The organism is Wolbachia endosymbiont of Laodelphax striatellus, from assembly GCF_007115015.1.
Taxonomy (GTDB): domain Bacteria; phylum Pseudomonadota; class Alphaproteobacteria; order Rickettsiales; family Anaplasmataceae; genus Wolbachia.
In genome coordinates this window covers 1,322,198-1,340,297 of the sequence record NZ_MUIX01000001.1, presented here as the reverse complement: position 1 = coordinate 1,340,297, position 18,100 = coordinate 1,322,198, and the positions used below count along the sequence as shown (strand labels likewise).

Sequence of the window (18,100 nt, the reverse complement as noted above, 5' to 3'; positions counted from 1 at the left end):
ACATTACCTTTTGGTCAGAGCTTATCAGCATCTTTAGCTCCTTAATCATTACGATACTTATGAAGCTTCACTTACGTTCACCATACCACTAGCCTAGCTCTCCAACCACATGATACTTGTAGTTTATGCTCCTCTCACGATTGAGCATCTTCTTTTTCAAGAGGAGGTTCATTGTCCGCATCGCTTGGCACCAACCGGTTGCCCGATTCGCACTGATGCGTAGACTCAGACGGCAAAACATCTGGTTTAATAAGTTTTAGAATCCTTTCAGTTTCTTTCTGAATGAATTCCTCTCCTTTTAAACAATATGACCGAAGACTTTCAGGTCGCACCATTTCGATGACAAATCTATTACCAATAGAGTCTTTGCAAAGAACATCAACAATGCTTTGTTTGTCAGAAGCAATTTCAGGATCCATGATAGTACTAAGGAATTCAATTTCCATTATTTGATCAGAAGTAGAAAAGTCCAAGATATCGTTGAGGAAGTGAATGAGGATGTTTTTATTCTTTTCAGAGCCAAAGATCTTTTTAAAACTCAAGTCATTTTTTGGATCAAGAAACTTAGAAAGAGCCATAGGAAATCCACTTAAAAAGTATTAACAATTATACACAATTCTGAAGAAATATTCAACTAAAATTGAAACGTAGAAGTTTTTGTATATCTTTTGTTTGGTAGTATTAACCTGTATAATATCTATTTCTGTATGGCAAAGCATACTACTGTTTCCATAAGGTACCAAATAGCGCAAAAAGTAAGGAGCTGGAGGTTAAAGAGAAAATATACTCTAAAGGATTTAGTAGGCAAAACAGGCATAAACTATCATACGCTGCTAAGATATGAGCAAGGAACATGTGGCATTCCAATTGAAAGGCTAAAAGTGATAGCAAATGCATTATCAATTCCTATTAGAAATCTCTTTCCAAGACTAAAGGTTCTAAGAGAAGATAGTCGTTTTGACAAATCTAAGACCGAGGAAATGTATAATTTCATAGAAAAAACAGGAGGACACAAAGCAATTTATGCATTTGTCCGAACTGAGGAAGAAAGTAATATAAAAGCAGCAAGAATAAAAATTGCAAAGGATCTAGTTAAAGCAGGGCTTGATACTGAGATTATCTATCGAGCAACAGGCTTATCAATTGAAGAATATGCTGATAAAGAGAGATACGAGCCAAACGAAGGACAAGAGATCAAGAAGTGGAGAATAATCAGAGGCTATACTCAAGAAGAATTAGCAAAAAAGCTAGATGTAGGTCCCTCACAGATACATCACTATGAACAAGGTAGCGTTACTCTTTTAAGTGAAAGGTTATGGGAAATAGCAGAAAAGTTATCAGTGAATGCTGAAGATTTGATAAAGGAATACAAAGAAAATGATGGTGAAGCAGAAAATGAATTATTAAGTTGGGCAAGAGAATATAGAAAAATTGACAATCAAGAATCACGAGATGAACTGAATATATGGGTAGAATTTTTATTGCAAAGAAAGCAAATTTACAGAGAGAAGATTGATAAAGTAGAGAGAATGAAAGTTGCAAATAATTTATTTCAGTTAGGTTTTTCTACTGATGTTATTTCTAAAATAGTAACAACTTCTTTTACATAAACAATTAATTTTCAATTAGATAAAATAAGCATACGTTAATATCTTAAATTATTCATGAAAAAATAAGTAAAAAAGATTGAAAAATTGATTTGACTTCACTCGAAAGCTATGGCTCTATGCCAATGCTGATAAAAAACAGCAGTAAATAATTAAAAACAATTTGTTATTAACGAGGAGTATATTTTATGAATAATAGTGAAAAACTTACAGAAGAAATAGAGAGAGTACTACAAAGTGGAGGAGGAAGTGCTCTATTTGATCGTGAGATAGTGTGTGCGCCAAGAAGTGCGTAAGGAACAGTTGGTGAAAATCCAACACGGGTAAAGCTTAGCCAGCAGCCTGGAACAAACCATTATGCTGCGTAAGGTAACGAGCGTAGTAAAGCTAATGGAATGGACAACATAGGGTGCAACGAAAGTGAAGGTATTGAGTCCCGTAATTCACGCGTCATGGGGGCCGACACTTTACATTTGGTGGAAGGCAGCATGGGTAATAACGCTAAGGCAAGGTATTACTCACCCCGTCGGGATCGAAGGCCGCGTCATGTGTTGAGAGGGACCTTACGTGAACTTGGGAGATCCTTTGTATTCCTGTAAGGGTACTCTGGAACAAGTCAATAAAGGCGAGGACTGGAGGAAGATGCAAAGGAAGTCGGACTAACTGATAGTACTCGGAGTGTGGGAAAGCCACATACAAGGGGAAGCGGTTAGCAATATAGTGACTGGTATAGGGATTGCTATACCAATACAACAGAGATTGGAGGAGTATGCAAGGAAAACTAAACCAGATAGCAGTAAGGGCTAAGCAAGATAAGCGAGTAAAATTTACATCGCTAGTTCATTTGATTAATGAAGAGAATCTTGCAGAGTGTTACAAGGAACTAAAACGCAACAAGGCTTGTGGTNTAGTTAAAGAATAAAAGTCCTGAAAAAGCTATTCTTTTAGTATAAATAGTTGCAGAATATATAAGATCTTTTTATAATTTGCGTATTAAGTTAATTATAAAGCAATAAATTGCTCTTTAGACTTGAATAACATGCTTAATAGGAGGCTATATGACTACTAAAAAAACAGTATCATTTGATGATACAGATGGAAATACTTATGAGTTAATCATTGATTCTAAAAAATTACCAAAAGGACTATATAGTGCTATTGAAGGTATAAGTCGTACTGGCAAAAAAAATCAGCAGCCTATATTTGTAGACGAGACCGATAATAAACCAAAAATATTTGGTGATAAAAGCAGGTTTGAGAAGCCTGAAGGTGTGCCTTCCCCTAGCGATGTTTCTGAAAAATCAATCAATCTTGGAGAAGGACGTGAGGTTCATAACACAAAATCTTCAAATCGTCAAAATCCGTTTATTCCAACCTTAAGCAAGATAGAGCTAAGTGCAAGTGAAAATGCAGAATTGAGGTGGTTTAAAAGTAGAGTAGTAAAGGTAAAAAGCGTAGATGAACTGAACAAAGTGATAGATCAAGCACTAAGTGCTGGAATTAGGATAAATGCGTATAGTGAAGGACAGAAGAGTTTTGCTAATGGAGTAATATCGAAAATGGCTTCAATCAAATGCAAAGAAAATGAGAAGGAAGACATAATATGTGAATTGATGCTAAATGGAGCGATATTCAGTTACGATCTATTGCAGGATAAGGGAATAATTGAAATGCATAACAAACTGTATCAAGAGATTCGTCCACAGATAGATGAGTGGCTTAAAGAACTGAGAGAAATTGGTGAAAGTGCTATTGAAAATGAAGGAATCATAGAAAATGTGGAAATAGACAATCAGACATTTTTTATGAAATTTTCTGAAAATAGTAAGGTAGATGTTGCAAGAGTATTGGAAGGTACAAAACATTTAGGATTAACCATAGGAGAGGTAAAATTAGGAGGTGATGTTATAGAAATAGGAAATAGTAAGGTTGAGGTTAGAAGTGGAAAAGAAGGTGAGAGGAATTACGTTGATGTGTCTGATAATAGTGCTTTTGAGATAACATTTCCTACAAGTATTGGTAGCCTAAAAATTGTAGTGTACCATAATGCGGAAAATGACAGTCAAGTAGAGGTCAGAGTAGCAGATAAAGAAATGTGGTCTGAACTACAAAAGAGAAGGGAAAATATAGGAAAAGAGTGTTTTTTTGGAGGAATGACGGTCACAGAAGCGGTAGAAAAAGGAAGTTTTCCTAGGAGTGGTAAGTGGAGTAAAGAAAAGGTAAAAGAAGAAATAAAGGCGATTAGTAATAATGAAGCATTATCATGGGTTGATAGGGTGTGTGGAGGTAGTAAAGAAACCTCTCGAAAGCTTTAAACAATCGGAAACTTTTCCTCAATAAAGTTAAGCTATAGCAAAAAATTTTCTAGCAGGGTATATATGTTTATTTCCGCAAAAATAGTGAACAATAATACAAAGAACATTAGCCCTGCAAGATACAAAATAGCACAAAAAATAAGAAGCTGGAGGCTAAAACAAAAGTATACCCTAAAAGATCTAGTAGAGAAAACAGGCATAAAATATCATACATTACTAAGATATGAGCAAGGAGCATGTGGCATTCCAACTAAAAAATTAAAAGTAATAGCGGAAGCATTATCAGTTCATGTTGGTAGCTTATTTCCTAGACAAAAAGTACTGAGAGAAAATTGTTCTTTTAACAAAGAATGGATGATAGCAAAAATAAAGGGACAAGAGTCATGCAAGTTGATTCGCGATTTAACTGGGTTTATTCAAGCTGAAGAGGAAAATAATGTAAAAGCTGCAAGGGTAAGCATGGCCAAGAACTTAGCAAAAGTGGGGTTTGATAATGATATTATCTATCGAGCAACAGGCTTATCAACTGAAGAATATGATAATAAGGAGAAAAAAGGCTCTGAGCATTCAAACGAAGGACAAGAGATAAAAAAATGGAGAATAATAAGAGGGTATACTCAAGAGGATTTAGCAAGAGAGCTAGACATAGGACCTTCACAGATACATCACTATGAACAAGGGAGTGCTACCATTTTAAGTGAAAGATTATGGGAAATAGCAGAAAAGTTATCAGTTAATCCTGAAGATCTGATGAAGAAAGAAGAAGATAATTATAAAGCAGAAAACGAGCTATTAAGTTGGGTGAGAGATTCTAAAAAGATTGACAATCAAGAATCACGAGATGAACTGGATATATGGGTAGAATTTTTATCGCAAAGAAAGCAAGTTTACAAAGAAAAGATTTACAAAGCGGAGGCAACAAAGGTTGCGAATAATCTACGTATGCTGGATGTTTCTATTGATGCCATTTCTAAAATAACAGATTTATCTATTGAGGAGCTTGAAAATTATGCTTTCAAAACTTAGCCTGGTTTAAAAACTGCAGTAGTTTACTTACTCATAAATAATATATTAAGATATAAGTAAAAGTAGTTAATATATCTATTCTAAACCCTTATTTAGCTGACTCAACTGAAGCATTTTCATAAAGTTTTGCTGCTAATTTGTGTTGTTTGATAAACTTCAAATTTAATGCTTTTAAAATTGATGCTGAAAACACATATTGCTAATGCTAGCAGAGAAGCTAGTTGGCACAGCCGTCAGTACTCCCGATTACTTTTCCTGATAATGTGATAGTATTCGCAAGTATTATCATATATTACAAAAAAATCAGTTAGCATTTCTGTTTATTAAAATTATACAATAAAGCTGCATTTTATATAATACTTCTCAAATCATTTCTACTAAATATTTATGAATATGGTTAAACAGTAGATAGAGGAAACCTTGTCTAGTATTGATCTTTTTTATAGTAAAGTTATCTCATAAAATATTAAATTTGGAGTTTTATGGATCACAGACTAAGAGCTTATTTGCTTGGAGTTACCTGGTTTATACTCAGTTTACTTAGTAGTGTAGTTAATGATACTATATCAAAGTGTCTCGGTTTACACCTTCAAAGTTTTGAGATAATCTTTTTCCGTTTTTTATTTAGCACTATTACTCTTATACCTTTTATATTTTACTATGGAATAGGAGTTTGTAAAACAAGCCGAATATCTATTCAAATAACTAGAGGTGCATTGTTGTTTTGTGGAATGACCTTATGGACCTATGGGTTGACTATTTGCCCAATAGTAACTGCAACAATTATAGGTTTCTCAATACCATTATTTGTTATGCTTCTTGCAATTCCTTTGCTGGAAGAAAATATAATTTGGCAAAGATGGGTAGTAGCTGTCATTGGTTTTATTGGTATTGCTATTACTACTAAAGCTTATAGCGAGGACTTTAATCCTAAAATTCTTATTTTTATTGTATCCGCATTAATCTTCGCTACACTAGATGTACTTAATAAGAAGCTTGTAATGAAGGAGACAATAATAAGTATATTATTTTACTCAGCTCTAACAACAACAATTTTTTCCACTCCATCTTTGTTATTTTATTGGCATATGCCTTCCTTGTCAGAATTAATATTACTGCTGATTTTAGGAATAAGTTCAAACCTAATTCTGTTCTTCATGTTAAAAGCTTTTGCTCTTACTGATGCTACTGCACTTGCACCGTATAGATACATAGAGCTAATAATTTCTGCAATAGTAGCATACGTTATATTTAATGAATTACCTGATAAAAGTGCTTTATATGGTACTTTGATATTAATACCATCAACCTTATTTATAGCTTATTCGGAAGGTAAGGCAATTAAGAAAAATAGTGTAATACTTTTGGGTAGTAACAAATAAAGATATAAGAAGGTAATTTTAATTATCCGTTTAAAGTTTTGAACTATCGCTATCATATAAACTTGAATTTGAAATTTTTGAATATTTCAGAAATGTCCAAAAAAGCATACTGGTCAAGTTAAAAGAATACATCTAATATAGCAACCATTTAAGGTAGGTATCTTATTTATTTTTTTTGAGAAGTTTTGATCTGAAATGAGATAATTTTTTTTAAATAGTCTATAAATTACTAATTTTATCATTTAATATCTAAAATAATTTTTACCGTTTCTCTTTTTTTTTATGCCACTTCTTAACTTGACGAGTATGGCAAATATCAGTAAATCATTTTTTTTAAGTAGTATTTTTGGCTTAGCTTCTTAAAACATTTTTTTGGAGAAGAGATATCCCTTGTTACAGAATTTTTTTGGCATTCCTACGTATCAAGATAAAATATCACAGAATTTCTCTATCACTTTTTGATTGTCCTCTATCATTGCATTTGCCTCTTGCTGAAGAGATTTGATATTTTTTGATGTAATGTTATCCATGTCAGCCGACGCTAGCTTCAATTGCGATTGTATTCTTACGTATCTATTGCCTATTACTTGATTCATCTGATAATTTACGCAGTCCAGTCCAGAGGCAAACATCACATTTAACAAAGGTTTTATCCAGCCTATTTTTCCAAATCTCTTTGAATTGGCTATGCTTCTATCTGTTCTTCCAGTACCTATCGATAACAGTATAATCTCATCATTTGGAAACAATTTCTTACCACTTGCGTATGCACATGCCGCTGGATTATTTGCAAACACCCCTCCATCCACTAGTACCATTTTCTTTTGGTTGATTTTAAGATATTTAGGTGCAAAGTAAGTAGGTGCTGCAGTTGTAGCTCTGAGTGCATCTTTCAGCTTAATATTACCTTCTTTCCAGCTTTTGAAGAAAAATGGGCAATTATTCTGAATATCGTAACTCGTAATCAACACATTACTTAAAGTGTTTTTTAGAATATCCTCTCCAAAATATTTATCCAGTACAGATTCAATATTTTTATGTGGATATTGTGCGCAGTTAAACCAAGATAGTATTGATCGCCTAAAAAATGAAGACTTAAAAATATATGGTCCATATTCCCGATAGAACTCGACTAAATCATTAGCAGAATATTGAGGTTTATCTTTTTTACATAATCCTGCTATAACAATTCCACCGGTTGAGGTCCCTGCCATAAGATCAAAGATTTCAGCTACCCTCTTTCTTGTTCTTTTTTCTATTTCTGCTAGAATAATGGCTGGTATTATGCCCCTTATGCCTCCTCCGTCAACTGAAAGGATGTATTTTTTCATGATTAGATATTTATTAATTCTGTTAACTTGCTCACTTTTATCAGGTTGTGTTACCTGTCCAAAAACTACAGTCTGTTTTACACCTAGGGAAAATTGTGCCGAACAAATAACCAATGCTATAGATCAAGCTCAAAAATCTATATTAATTCAGGCATATCAATTTACTTCAAAGCCTATTGCACAATCTTTAATTAGAGCAAAAAAACGTGGTATTGATATTAGGGTTATCCTAGATGAATCACAGGTCAGCTCAAAATACAGCGTCATCAATGAATTATTTAGGCAAAAAATACCGATATACATAGACTATAAACCTGCAATTTCACACAGCAAAATTATGATTATTGATGAGCAAAAAATCATAACCGGATCATTTAACTTTTCAGATGCCGCTCAGCAAAGAAATGCTGAAAACCTATTGATCATAACAGGAGATCCTCCACTAGTTGAGCAATACATCGAAAACTGGAAGGATCGTAAATCTCAATCTGATCCTTATACACCAAAAGTAGAAGAATAATTACTTAAAATCAGCTTTAAGCTCATCCAATTCCTCAGAAAGATTTTTTACCCTTTCCTCAAGTACGAGTACCTTTTCCATTAAACCATATTCAATAAGTTTATCGTGAAATTGTACCCTTGAGTCTAGCTTGGATAACCACCATATCAATGCTACGGTTTGGATTAATATGGTAACAATTACCGTAATTGGGATTTTTTGATTTTGCATGTTTCTCCTAATTGTGTAATAAAAAATTTTCAACTACTTCTTGTTTCCAGTTACGAAATATTACCGCTCAGACTCGTGTTTCTTTTCAGCATTATAGAGCAAGTGTATAATTTCATCGTACGGTTTATCTTTATTATGCCGTGATCTTAGTACAGCTACATCTCTTGGGTTTTTCCCACCTGTGTCTCTAATGTTAGGGTTTGCGCCTTTTTCTAACAAAAGTTTAATTATCTCTAGGTTACCTTTGTATGAAGCTGCATGTAATGCTGTCCATTTTTCATATTTTGCTGTGTTTATATCAGCTCCTTCCTCTATTAGAAATTTAACAACTTCAAAACATCCTGCACCTGATGCATAATGTAATGCTGTTAATTCGGGAATCTGTGTATTAATATCTAATAGATTATTTGCTGAAAATTTCACTACTTCTAGGCTGCAGCTCTTAGAAGCAACTTGCAACATTGTTTTATAATTATCTGTAGCTTTTGTTTTCATATAGCAATAGGTAATAACAACACATATTATCATTGTTATACACCACCAAAAATGTAGCTTATTTCTTGAGTCTCTATTCATATTCAATACTTTTTTCAACATTAAACATTTGTTTTACTGATTTTCCTTTAACGTTGATGCTGACAACACAGTGCGATAACCTGAACTATTTAACACATGTTCCGCTCTGTCAATTATCCATTCACCGTCTATATCTTGATGAAACCCTAATAAACTGAGTTTTGCCTCTGCAAATAGTTCTGGATTACCAGGCATAGTAACATCCAATACTGCATTATTTCGCTTTAATTGTTTTAACTTAGCATTTGCTGCACTTAGTGCTGATTCTACATTAGAGTAAAGCGTTTGTATAGTATAACTTGGGCTACCAAAGCCAACTGTTTCTGACATAGTTTCACCTCTTTCATAGCTATGCCATTTTGCAACCACTGAGTTGTACCTACTCACAGTAAAATGCACTTTCCAATTTATCGTGTCTTGAGGTCTAATAGCTGTTGTTCCTAAAGCTTTTCCAGTTGCCGACTTTGCTCTGCCTTTTGGAATAAAAAGTATGTATCCGCCAGCTAACTTTGCCATTGCCTCACGTTCTATTGCTATTTTTGTTAATAAACTTATATCACTTTCTTCTGTTTGGTTAATATGTGGAATCAACACATTTTCAAATTCTTCTGCAACTTTGCATCCATATCCGTGCTTTTCTGCTATTTCCTTAACCAAGTTACCTAGAGTAATTTGATGCCATTCTTTAGATACTTTCTCCTTTAATGATAGTCTTAAATTTGTTGCATGAGCCTTTATTAGTAAGGTTTTAGGTGGACTCTGTACCGTAATTTCATTAACTGTATATATACCCATGGGCGTCACTCCGATTTCCCTATACCCTAAAGAAATATCCAATTCATCTGGGATATTTAAGTTTTCATCTCTGTAATCAACACACACTTCAACTACATCGTCTATTGTCCCAGATTCATCGGTAAGGCGTAATGATATAACTCTATCTTTAATTGATTCACATTTATCTATTATAAAATCTGGCTGCATTTATTCCCAGATCTTCAATTTTGACTTTTGTATTGTTTTTTGAATAGTAGGGAGCTTTATCTTTAATCCTGCCGGTAAAAAGCTTCCGTATTCTGCCAAACCTAAGTTCTCTGCTAGTACTAATTCCACTACTCCATCCGTAAATCCGTAATGTTTCCAGCAAATCAGATCTAGCATTTCTCCTTCTTTGGCTAAATAATATATAGTCATCTATAGCTCTTCAAACTCAAACTAAATTCAACTTTTCTTGGTAGTCCATTAGGTAAAAAATACATCTGCTTTTCTTCTAACTTGGTAATTACGAATTGTCCTAAAATATTACCTAAACTATCTACTAAAACATGTGGGTTTTCAGCTTCTTTCATATTCTTTAATTGATTTAGCCCGTTGAGATTATGTAGATAAATCGTTCCTTCTAAATCTATATTTTCTGTACCTTGACCGATATTTTGTAATAGTGGTATATTTTCAATACACTCAATTGTACTCCAACGATTTTCTCTATTATACTTTAAACTTGTTGGAGCAAATTTATAAGGGCCAAGAGACAACATTTTAATAAACGGAGTCTATGGTATCAAATAAAACATCACGTGACTTTTCTCTTATCCTTTTTATTACTTCATCTGCAAGACTATGAACATCTTGATTTGGCTCTGCTTTAATGCTGATAGTATAATTATTAGTGATGTTCTGAGTTTTATTTTGTTCTTTATTTTCAAATTTACTCTTTGCAAATATCTTATCATTATCACTCTCTGTAAACTTTTTCTCCTCAATAAGGCTTTTGATTCTGAAGCTATTCTGATTTCTATTGGAAAATTCTTTAATTATACTGTTACCTAGCAAAGGATTTCCACTGTTGAGAATATTACTCTTTAGGGGACTATGTACTGCTTTTATTTCAGTAACAATACTTTTTCTTTTTTCAAATTCTTTCAGTGGACTATTTTTAGCAAATATGCTACTAACTGTATTTTCTATCCATGAAAAGGCTTCTCCTATAGGTTTAATGAGTGATTTTATGTATTCCAAAAAGCTAGAAAAAAAGTCTTTCACCTTTTGCCAGTTAGTCACAACAAGAGCTGCACCAGTAACAAGACTTGCTATTAAAAATCCAATCGGGTTACTCATTATAGCGAGTGTTATTGCTCTTAGTCCTGTTACTACTGCAGGAAAAACTGTAGCTGATAAAAATGAAAATACTCCAAGTAGGTTTGCTTTCAGACTAAAAATCGTACTTCCTAGCAATGTAAATCCGTATCCTAGTCCTACTGCTACAATTTTTAAACTTATTAAAGCTGCTATAGTTCCCATGATTGCTGTAGTTAAGGTTGGATATTTTTCTGCAAACTCTGCTATATATCTAGTTTTTTCTTGTAAAAATTCAGCTATAAATTTTAAAGTAGGCAGCATCACCGAGCCCAGGTTCATACCAACTTCAGCTATTGCATTTCGAAGGAGTCTTAATTTATTGGCTGTAGTGTCTGCACGATTTTTGAATTCTTTTTGCAGAGAGCTTCCGTACTTTTCTGTATTAGCCAATAACTTTATTGCATCCTCATACTTATTAAAACTTCCAGCTAATAATGCAATATCATCTTGATATTCCTGACCGAAAAGTTTCATAAGGATTGTAGAACGTTCCTGATTATCCATTTTCTTTAGAGTTTGAAAAAAGTGAAGTAGTGTTTCTTCTCCGCTTTCACTGATCCTTTGTACCATTTCTTCCGCGGTTATGCCCATTTCTTCTAGTGCTGCTTTGAATTCTTTTCCTTGACCTTCAGCAGTTTGAAGTTTGCTAAGCAGTGCATTTATAGCAGTTGCAGCTTTTGCTGGTTGTTTACCTAAACTAATAAAAGCATTTACTAAGCTGCTGGTTTGTTCAAACTTTAATCCAAACTGCTTTGCAGTACCACCAACTATTGCTAGAGCTTCAACCATATCTTTTGCTTTAGCAGCAGTGTTATCTGATAAGTGGTTGATTACATTACCAACATGCTCCATTTCACTAACATCAATTCCATAAACGTTAGAGAGTTTAGCTATGGAATCACCTGCTTGCTCTGCAGACATATCAAATGCTGTAGACATTTTTGCCACCGTTTCTGTAAATTTGAAAAGATCTTCTTTTTTGATACCAAGTTGACCACCGCTTGCAGCTATTTGTGCTAATTCTGCAGCAAATAATGGTACAGTACGTGACATCTCTTTTAACTTCTTAACAAATTTATCAGCTTCCTTTGTTTCTTTGTTAAACTCAACTACTTTTGCAACATCAGCCATAGCCGATTCAAAATCAACAGCAACTTTAATTGGCGCTGCAAGCGTTAGCCCTAGCCCAATAGTCTCTATAATTTGTGACTTAAAATGTGCTTTGGTTGCTAAAAAACTTTGGTGACTACGTATTGCAGACCCAAGTTTACCATACTTACCTTTTAGCGCTTCAACAGATGAACCAAGTTTATATTGGTCACTTACTAATGACTTAATATTTCTGCCACTTTTCCTTACTTCTTCATTAAATGAATGCAAAGCATCTCTCTTTTTCAAATATGCTTCTTTTGCTTTTATTGCGGAGGTTTTAGCCTTGTCAAATTCTGCTTTTAAAGTTTTGCTTGGTTTCTCTATCGCTTTCATTTGTTTAGCTAAAGATTTTACCTGATCTTCAAAGCCTTTCCATGACCTCTTGCTAGTCAAAACATCATGACCTAACTGCTTAAACTTTGATACTGATTTTAAAGATGAGTCAAGCTTTCTTATATTCTCACCAAGACGAGTAAGTTGACTACTGCTTCCCTTTATTACAGTATTAAAACTGCCATCAAGTACCGCACCTATTTTTATCGATAATACTGACATTTGAACTCCCTAGCTAATTTGCTCCATAAAATAAACTCACTAATCTCCATATCAAGAATGTGCTCAACTCCACCACCTATGATAGAGCCAAGCACTAGTATTTCTAATCTCAAGTTTTTTGGATAATTGGTGAAAAAAAATCCTTTAATACCTCTTGCACTTTCACATAATCAGCAATATCTAACTCTTCAATCGCTTCTTTTGCAACTGATGTCAAATTGGCAGTCAAAGTTACTTCCTTACTTAGATCACTACCATTAAGTCTCTCAATAGCTAGATAATCTCTAACTTTTGGACGTCTAACGGTAAGTTCTGAGACAGAAATACCATCAACTGTTATTGGGTTGTTTAGTGTTATAGTTTGCATAAAATTTTCCTATAAAAAATAAAATCTTGTAAAATGTTGTAACTATTTGATCAACATCTAAAAAATAGAATTCTAAAAATCTTCATATTCCAAGCACCGTTTGAAGTAGTGCCATCTGATCAACACCATTTATCTTTCTAATCATATTTTCAGCATCGATTTCTATTAACTCATTACCACCTATAGTAAGTTTATAGTAATGAGCAGCGACAGTGCATTTGAGAGTGGCTTTTTCAGCAGGTTTCCAGCTACCAAAGTCAAATTCTTTGAATATGCCTCTAAGGTTGATAATTACTCCTTCAACCTCATTGCTGCCACTGCCTTGTAATCCGCCCCTTAGCGTCAAAGCTACTGAATTTCCATCTATCAAACCAAAAAGTCTAAAAAGTTCTGAATCATATTCTGCAAAAGTAAAATCTGCTTCAAGCTTTTCCATGCCCATGTCAATATTTATTGGAATATCCATACCACCAGCTCTATATTCTTCAGTTTTTATGGTAAGCTTCGGTAAGGTTATTTCATCTATTTTTCCTGCATAACCCCGACCATCTACGAATACATTAAAATTCTTTAAAATCTTCGGTAACATCTCTTTCTCCCATTTTTATAATATTGTACCACTCACAAGATGTGACCTGAAAGTAATCTGTTCTGCCGGATATGGTGGTGTAAACTCGAAGTCAAAATACACTTTCCCGCTTGCAATGTTTGCCGGTGTATTGAGCTCTGGAGTTGCGTAACATTTTCCGCTAATAATCGCTCCTTGTACTTTTAAATTGGCCAAATAAGAATTTACCCCCTCAATCACATCATCTATATAGGTTTTGGTAATATTGCGATCAACTGCCCATAAATGAGCTCGAAGTAAACTATCATTGATTAAATCTGCAGTGCGCCTTACTGATAGAAAAGCCCATTTCGAATCGTTTGAACATGTTCTATTTCCCCAAAGCCTATAGCCGTTTTGATGAATTATCGTTGTTACTTCATTTTCATTTAAGTGGTTTGCTCTGCAATTTGTATTACCGAGCGTAAAATCAATAGGCCTGCTTGTTCCAACAATACCATTTATCTCTTTGTTTGAAGGTGAATGCCAAAATCCTTGTTCGCTATCTACTTTTGCTATTAAACCAGCTACAAATGGGCTTGCTGGCAAGGTTCCTTCTTTTCCTTCAATAAATACCTTAACCCAAGGGTCAACTACGTAAACTCTTGAGCTGCCTACACTTTTTCTCCATTTTATTGCTTCTTCATCATTAGTATTTGGTCCATCTGCTACTATTATGCTTCTCAGCTTTTCTGCTATAGAAATTAAAGCGCCAACCACTGGATTTTTGCCATCTTCTGGTAGTTGGTGAGTAAATTGAGGTGCAATTAGTATTCTTGGCGCAACATGAACTATGCTTTCACTGCTGAGGAATGCCTCAATTCCCTGATATTCTCCGATTTCTTCATCAACACCGCCAATTATATTTTTCAGCGTCTCTTCTTCTTTTAATTTTTGATCGCTGTTTTCACTTTCTTTAACTCGAATAACTACTACTGTTGCACCAATTTGTGTAAAGATAGAGCTTACTGCTTGTGGAAGGGTACCTGTTTTACCAAGCTTAGCAGCCTCTTTTAAGCTTCCTGCTATCAGTACTGGCTTATTCAGTGGAAATTTTTGCCCATCTGCTTCAGGAGCAGTACCAATTACACCTATCACTGATGATTTAGCTGTACGTACTGCTCTTGACCCCGAGGTTACCTCAATGACATTTACTCCGTGTAAAAATTGTTCTGTCATATAGTTGATTTATGCGTTATAAGTTTGCTAAAACTTGCTCTTTAAAATTGTTAAAAACTCTGTAACTCTTTGATTTCCCTAACTTTCTTCTTGTTCCAAATCTTCTGATTACTACTTTTTAAGATTTAGTATATTTATTAAAATAAAGACAAAAACTAGAAAGTGTAGAAAATTTCTCATTTTGCAATAACTCCAACTCAATATCTTCTTTACTCCTCTTGGCAATTTCTCCCCCTTCTGTTAAACGATTACCAATAAAAATCCTCTCTAGCTTGTTTTCAAGTATTGTGGTTTCAACTTATTTGTAAGCGTATTTTCTTCCTCTTTTACTGCCAAAGTTTATATGTTGCATTTAACCCAGGACACTGCCACGCTCTTAGTGTTCTCTCTACATCGATCTCAAGTCCTGTGGTTAAAAAATTACTGCGAAAGTTGTATATTCCCCACTGGATAAATTGACCATAGATTGTGCTATACGTATGCTCACTTGCAAAGAACTCAGGTGTCTCACCAACTCTTTCACCTCCTGAGTGAAGATTGGATGACGTATAAAGTAACACTGTAACAGTTTTTCCTGCTGGAATGATTATGTTACCTGATGCAATAAATTCAGGACTGTTAATTTCATGCTGGTAAATACGTGTCCAAGTAATTCTCGAAATCTCTGACTTCCTTGTATTAGTTTTATCAGGTGTACCTATAAATAATCCTGCTCCTCCATAATTAACTTCATCTTTATACCACATTGCAGATCCAACAAAGTTTAGAGTTTTACTTATATCTACATTGCTTGTGTTTTTTACGAATATTACTCCCAGTGCAGCATAAGGGTATTTCAGCATATTGAATTGCTCAGAAAATCCATCATACATAAATCTTGGGTATGATTCTCCATAGATAAATGTACCTTTGCTTCCCTCTAAAAAACTGAGTTGTCTTGGCCGATAAAAACTAACATAGCTTGTATCATATGTGTGAGTACCTGCTAGTAGTTGTAGCATATAGTCTGTTTTTGTTACATCACTACTCCACTGACCAAGCTCAGTTGTAAAAGTTCCGTGGCCAAAGTAATTATTTTTTCTACTTAGTACACCAAATAAAAAAGGTAATGCTCCAGGTTCAATCATATGACGATTTCTTACTTCTTTCATGATTGATGAGCCACTTGGTACATCATTAACAGTACGGAAGTTATTCACTAAACCTTTAAGACCATCTTTATGATCATTGCCAACACTGTTTATTGCTGCAATATTGGCATTCTTTCTTGTATCAAGTAGTGATATATGTGAATCTGATGATGCTTTTAAAGTATTTAAGGAATTATCCCTAAGCTTGTTGATTTCATTAACAGACTCTGTTTTTACTGCAGTTATTGCTGATATTGAGTTTGTTTTATTGCTGTTTATATCATTTAGGTGTTTTTTTGCACTATCAAGCAGTTCTTTTAGCTTACCATCAGTCATTTGCACAATTTCAGAAACCGCACTTTTGTCGACTATTGATTCCAATGCTTTAGCAAGATATGCTAATTGATCTGGTGTACTATTTGCTGCTAAATCTTTAAGCCTTCTCTGTAGTGCGTCAATTATTTCTTTTATTTTAGCCATTTGCACAATATTAGAAATAGCTTTTTTATCTGCTATCAATTCCAGCGATTTTGCAAGATATGCGAGTTGATCAGGTGTGCTACTTGCTGCTAAATCCTTTATCCTTTGGTATATTGCTTCTTTCATTCCCAAAAATTCAAAAAAGTTTCAAAGCTAAATCGTTCAAAATTACTTTTAAGTTGATTATGTTTATTTTCTCCCTTACTTATATCCTCATCTATTTTCTCTATAGCTCTTCGAATACGTACTACATCTTGAACTGCAATATTTTCTGGATGAGGCAGTGGATATCCTCGTTTGGTTTGGTCAACAGTCATTATGTGACAATCACTCTGAGATTTTTTACCTTAGGGCGATAAACAACTGTTCCACTTAAAACTAATTTTATCCTTGTCTCATTGCCATTAAAGTTTGTCAGCACATGAGTTCTCTCTACCCAGTTTTCCCCTATTGGTTTTCCTGATGTTAAATTCACTAACTGCCAATCCACGTTTTTTTGCACATATGCTTTTATGTCTGCAGTGCCAGGTATCAGCGCATCATATGTTATGGTAATCTTAGTGTTAGCCCCTGCTGTAATGCTTCTCGTTACATAATCTCCAGACTCTGAAAGATTACCCATAACTAGCTGTAACCCAGAATATAGCACTGGACTTTTTTCTCGCCCTCCCTTTAGGCTTGCTTTTACCGTTAGCTCTCCAGATAATCTTTCACGCAATGCAAGTGGCAAATTATCAGACAGAAAGTTTTCTCTTCCCTCTTCGTCTGTTAAAATAAATTCTACATTGGTATCAAATGCTACTTTTTCAACATTTGTTAAAACTATTAAATCTGATACGTTATTCGCATTGACTTTGCCAAGATTAAAAAGGTGAAAAAGTTCGCTAAATTTTGCAGCTAGTAATCGAAACGTTAAATCTAAATTTTGATGTGGAGTCCAGGTACTTGCATTGCTTGATGATAGTAATACTCCTACTTGATATGGCTGACTTGTTACCCAACGGCTATTTACTGCATCATATTTGCCAAGTTCTGCTATTTTTACTGCAGTAACTGAATCATCAGTAAGTAGTACTATTGCATACTCTTGCCCTGCATGGCAAAACACTGGTGACCACTCTATACGTGTTGCTGTGCCATCTATCTTTATATCTTTTGGCTCAATATAGCTTTCAGCAATGACAGTCTGCGAGGGCATTCCCACTGCTGTTTCTCTAATCTGCACAACAACACGTTTTTTGCCTTTATTTACAAACCATAGTTCCACGCCTCCTATGTGCCTACTTTCATTTAGAGTAAATGTTTGCGCTAAAGGATCAACTCTTCTTGCCGCGATAACTCTTCTTCTTTCCTCTATGGTAATTGTTTTTTTACCAGTATAAGTTGCTTCTCCATAACTGCCTTTATCACCGAAGAACTGCACTAACTTAGTTCCAGCAGGAATGTTTCTTGGTACAGTAAATCTTCCTTTTATTTTTCCTCTGTTATCAGCAATAAATGTTGCGATCATGTTTTTCTTTCAAA

At 34.3% G+C, this 18,100-nt stretch carries 18 protein-coding genes and 1 pseudogene; 5 read left to right on the top strand and 14 right to left on the bottom strand.

Going from position 1 to position 18,100, the window contains the following annotated elements; genetic code table 11:
- Positions 1 to 332: 332 nt before the first annotated feature.
- Positions 333 to 578: pseudogene (locus BVG17_RS10250) on the bottom strand (PD-(D/E)XK nuclease family transposase); the annotation flags it as partial.
- A 129-nt stretch (positions 579 to 707) separates the two neighbouring features.
- Between BVG17_RS10250 and wmk (BVG17_RS06565) the strand changes: the two are divergent.
- The 4 genes from wmk (BVG17_RS06565) (at position 708) to BVG17_RS06535 (ending at position 6,330) form a co-directional block, all read left to right on the top strand.
- Positions 708 to 1,610 carry a WO male-killing family protein Wmk gene (gene wmk / locus BVG17_RS06565; RefSeq protein WP_143688878.1) on the top strand — a complete coding sequence of 301 codons (903 nt, stop codon included), beginning with the start codon at positions 708 to 710 and terminating at the stop codon, positions 1,608 to 1,610.
- Positions 1,611 to 2,665: 1,055 nt separating this feature from the next.
- The gene (locus BVG17_RS06545) at positions 2,666 to 3,922 is read left to right on the top strand and encodes a hypothetical protein (RefSeq protein WP_143688877.1); all 1,257 of its coding nucleotides are present in this window, start codon (positions 2,666 to 2,668) and stop codon (positions 3,920 to 3,922) included.
- A gap of 63 nt (positions 3,923 to 3,985) precedes the next feature.
- Positions 3,986 to 4,948 (top strand): WO male-killing family protein Wmk, encoded by a 963-nt coding sequence (wmk, locus tag BVG17_RS06540; RefSeq protein ID WP_143688876.1) that lies wholly within the window; start codon positions 3,986 to 3,988, stop codon positions 4,946 to 4,948.
- Between the two features lie 482 nt (positions 4,949 to 5,430).
- The gene (locus BVG17_RS06535; RefSeq protein ID WP_143688875.1) at positions 5,431 to 6,330 is read left to right on the top strand and encodes a DMT family transporter; all 900 of its coding nucleotides are present in this window, start codon (positions 5,431 to 5,433) and stop codon (positions 6,328 to 6,330) included.
- A gap of 422 nt (positions 6,331 to 6,752) precedes the next feature.
- On the opposite strand, the gene BVG17_RS06530 is transcribed toward BVG17_RS06535, so the two are convergent.
- Positions 6,753 to 7,661: a patatin-like phospholipase family protein gene (locus BVG17_RS06530; protein WP_143688874.1), complete on the bottom strand. Its 909-nt coding sequence runs from the start codon at positions 7,659 to 7,661 to the stop codon at positions 6,753 to 6,755.
- Between BVG17_RS06530 and BVG17_RS06525 the strand changes: the two genes are divergently transcribed.
- Positions 7,660 to 8,181 carry a phospholipase D family nuclease gene (locus BVG17_RS06525; protein ID WP_139686866.1) on the top strand — a complete coding sequence of 174 codons (522 nt, stop codon included), beginning with the start codon at positions 7,660 to 7,662 and terminating at the stop codon, positions 8,179 to 8,181. The genes BVG17_RS06530 and BVG17_RS06525 overlap by 2 nt on opposite strands.
- On the opposite strand, the gene BVG17_RS06520 is transcribed toward BVG17_RS06525, so the two are convergent.
- The 12 genes from BVG17_RS06520 to BVG17_RS06465 form a co-directional block, all read right to left on the bottom strand.
- Positions 8,182 to 8,391, bottom strand: a complete 210-nt coding sequence (locus tag BVG17_RS06520) for a hypothetical protein (protein ID WP_143688873.1) — start codon at positions 8,389 to 8,391, stop codon at positions 8,182 to 8,184. It lies immediately after the preceding gene.
- A gap of 60 nt (positions 8,392 to 8,451) precedes the next feature.
- Positions 8,452 to 8,988, bottom strand: a complete 537-nt coding sequence (locus tag BVG17_RS06515) for an ankyrin repeat domain-containing protein (RefSeq protein WP_143688872.1) — start codon at positions 8,986 to 8,988, stop codon at positions 8,452 to 8,454.
- 12 nt (positions 8,989 to 9,000) lie between these two features.
- Positions 9,001 to 9,951, bottom strand: coding sequence for a contractile injection system protein, VgrG/Pvc8 family (locus BVG17_RS06510; RefSeq protein ID WP_143688871.1), 951 nt, complete (start codon positions 9,949 to 9,951; stop codon positions 9,001 to 9,003).
- On the bottom strand, positions 9,952 to 10,161 hold the full coding sequence (locus BVG17_RS06505; RefSeq protein WP_096676762.1) for a tail protein X: 210 nt from the start codon (positions 10,159 to 10,161) through the stop codon (positions 9,952 to 9,954). It abuts the gene before it with no gap.
- Positions 10,158 to 10,505 carry a phage tail protein gene (locus BVG17_RS06500; protein WP_143688735.1) on the bottom strand — a complete coding sequence of 116 codons (348 nt, stop codon included), beginning with the start codon at positions 10,503 to 10,505 and terminating at the stop codon, positions 10,158 to 10,160. Before BVG17_RS06500 ends, BVG17_RS06505 begins: the two co-directional genes overlap by 4 nt.
- A gap of 1 nt (position 10,506) precedes the next feature.
- The gene (locus BVG17_RS06495) at positions 10,507 to 12,813 is read right to left on the bottom strand and encodes a phage tail tape measure protein (RefSeq protein WP_143688736.1); all 2,307 of its coding nucleotides are present in this window, start codon (positions 12,811 to 12,813) and stop codon (positions 10,507 to 10,509) included.
- Positions 12,814 to 12,922: 109 nt separating this feature from the next.
- Positions 12,923 to 13,180, bottom strand: a complete 258-nt coding sequence (locus BVG17_RS06490; protein WP_143688737.1) for a phage tail assembly protein — start codon at positions 13,178 to 13,180, stop codon at positions 12,923 to 12,925.
- Between the two features lie 82 nt (positions 13,181 to 13,262).
- Complete coding sequence (locus BVG17_RS06485) at positions 13,263 to 13,769, bottom strand: phage major tail tube protein (protein ID WP_143688738.1); 507 nt, start codon at positions 13,767 to 13,769, stop codon at positions 13,263 to 13,265.
- Between the two features lie 15 nt (positions 13,770 to 13,784).
- The gene (locus BVG17_RS06480; protein WP_143688870.1) at positions 13,785 to 14,966 is read right to left on the bottom strand and encodes a phage tail sheath subtilisin-like domain-containing protein; all 1,182 of its coding nucleotides are present in this window, start codon (positions 14,964 to 14,966) and stop codon (positions 13,785 to 13,787) included.
- A 326-nt stretch (positions 14,967 to 15,292) separates the two neighbouring features.
- Positions 15,293 to 16,702 carry a hypothetical protein gene (locus tag BVG17_RS06475; RefSeq protein WP_143688869.1) on the bottom strand — a complete coding sequence of 470 codons (1,410 nt, stop codon included), beginning with the start codon at positions 16,700 to 16,702 and terminating at the stop codon, positions 15,293 to 15,295.
- On the bottom strand, positions 16,699 to 16,893 hold the full coding sequence (locus BVG17_RS06470; RefSeq protein WP_143688746.1) for a hypothetical protein: 195 nt from the start codon (positions 16,891 to 16,893) through the stop codon (positions 16,699 to 16,701). Before BVG17_RS06470 ends, BVG17_RS06475 begins: the two co-directional genes overlap by 4 nt.
- The gene (locus tag BVG17_RS06465; protein ID WP_143688868.1) at positions 16,893 to 18,086 is read right to left on the bottom strand and encodes a hypothetical protein; all 1,194 of its coding nucleotides are present in this window, start codon (positions 18,084 to 18,086) and stop codon (positions 16,893 to 16,895) included. Before BVG17_RS06465 ends, BVG17_RS06470 begins: the two co-directional genes overlap by 1 nt.
- Between the last annotated feature and the right edge of the window lie 14 nt (positions 18,087 to 18,100).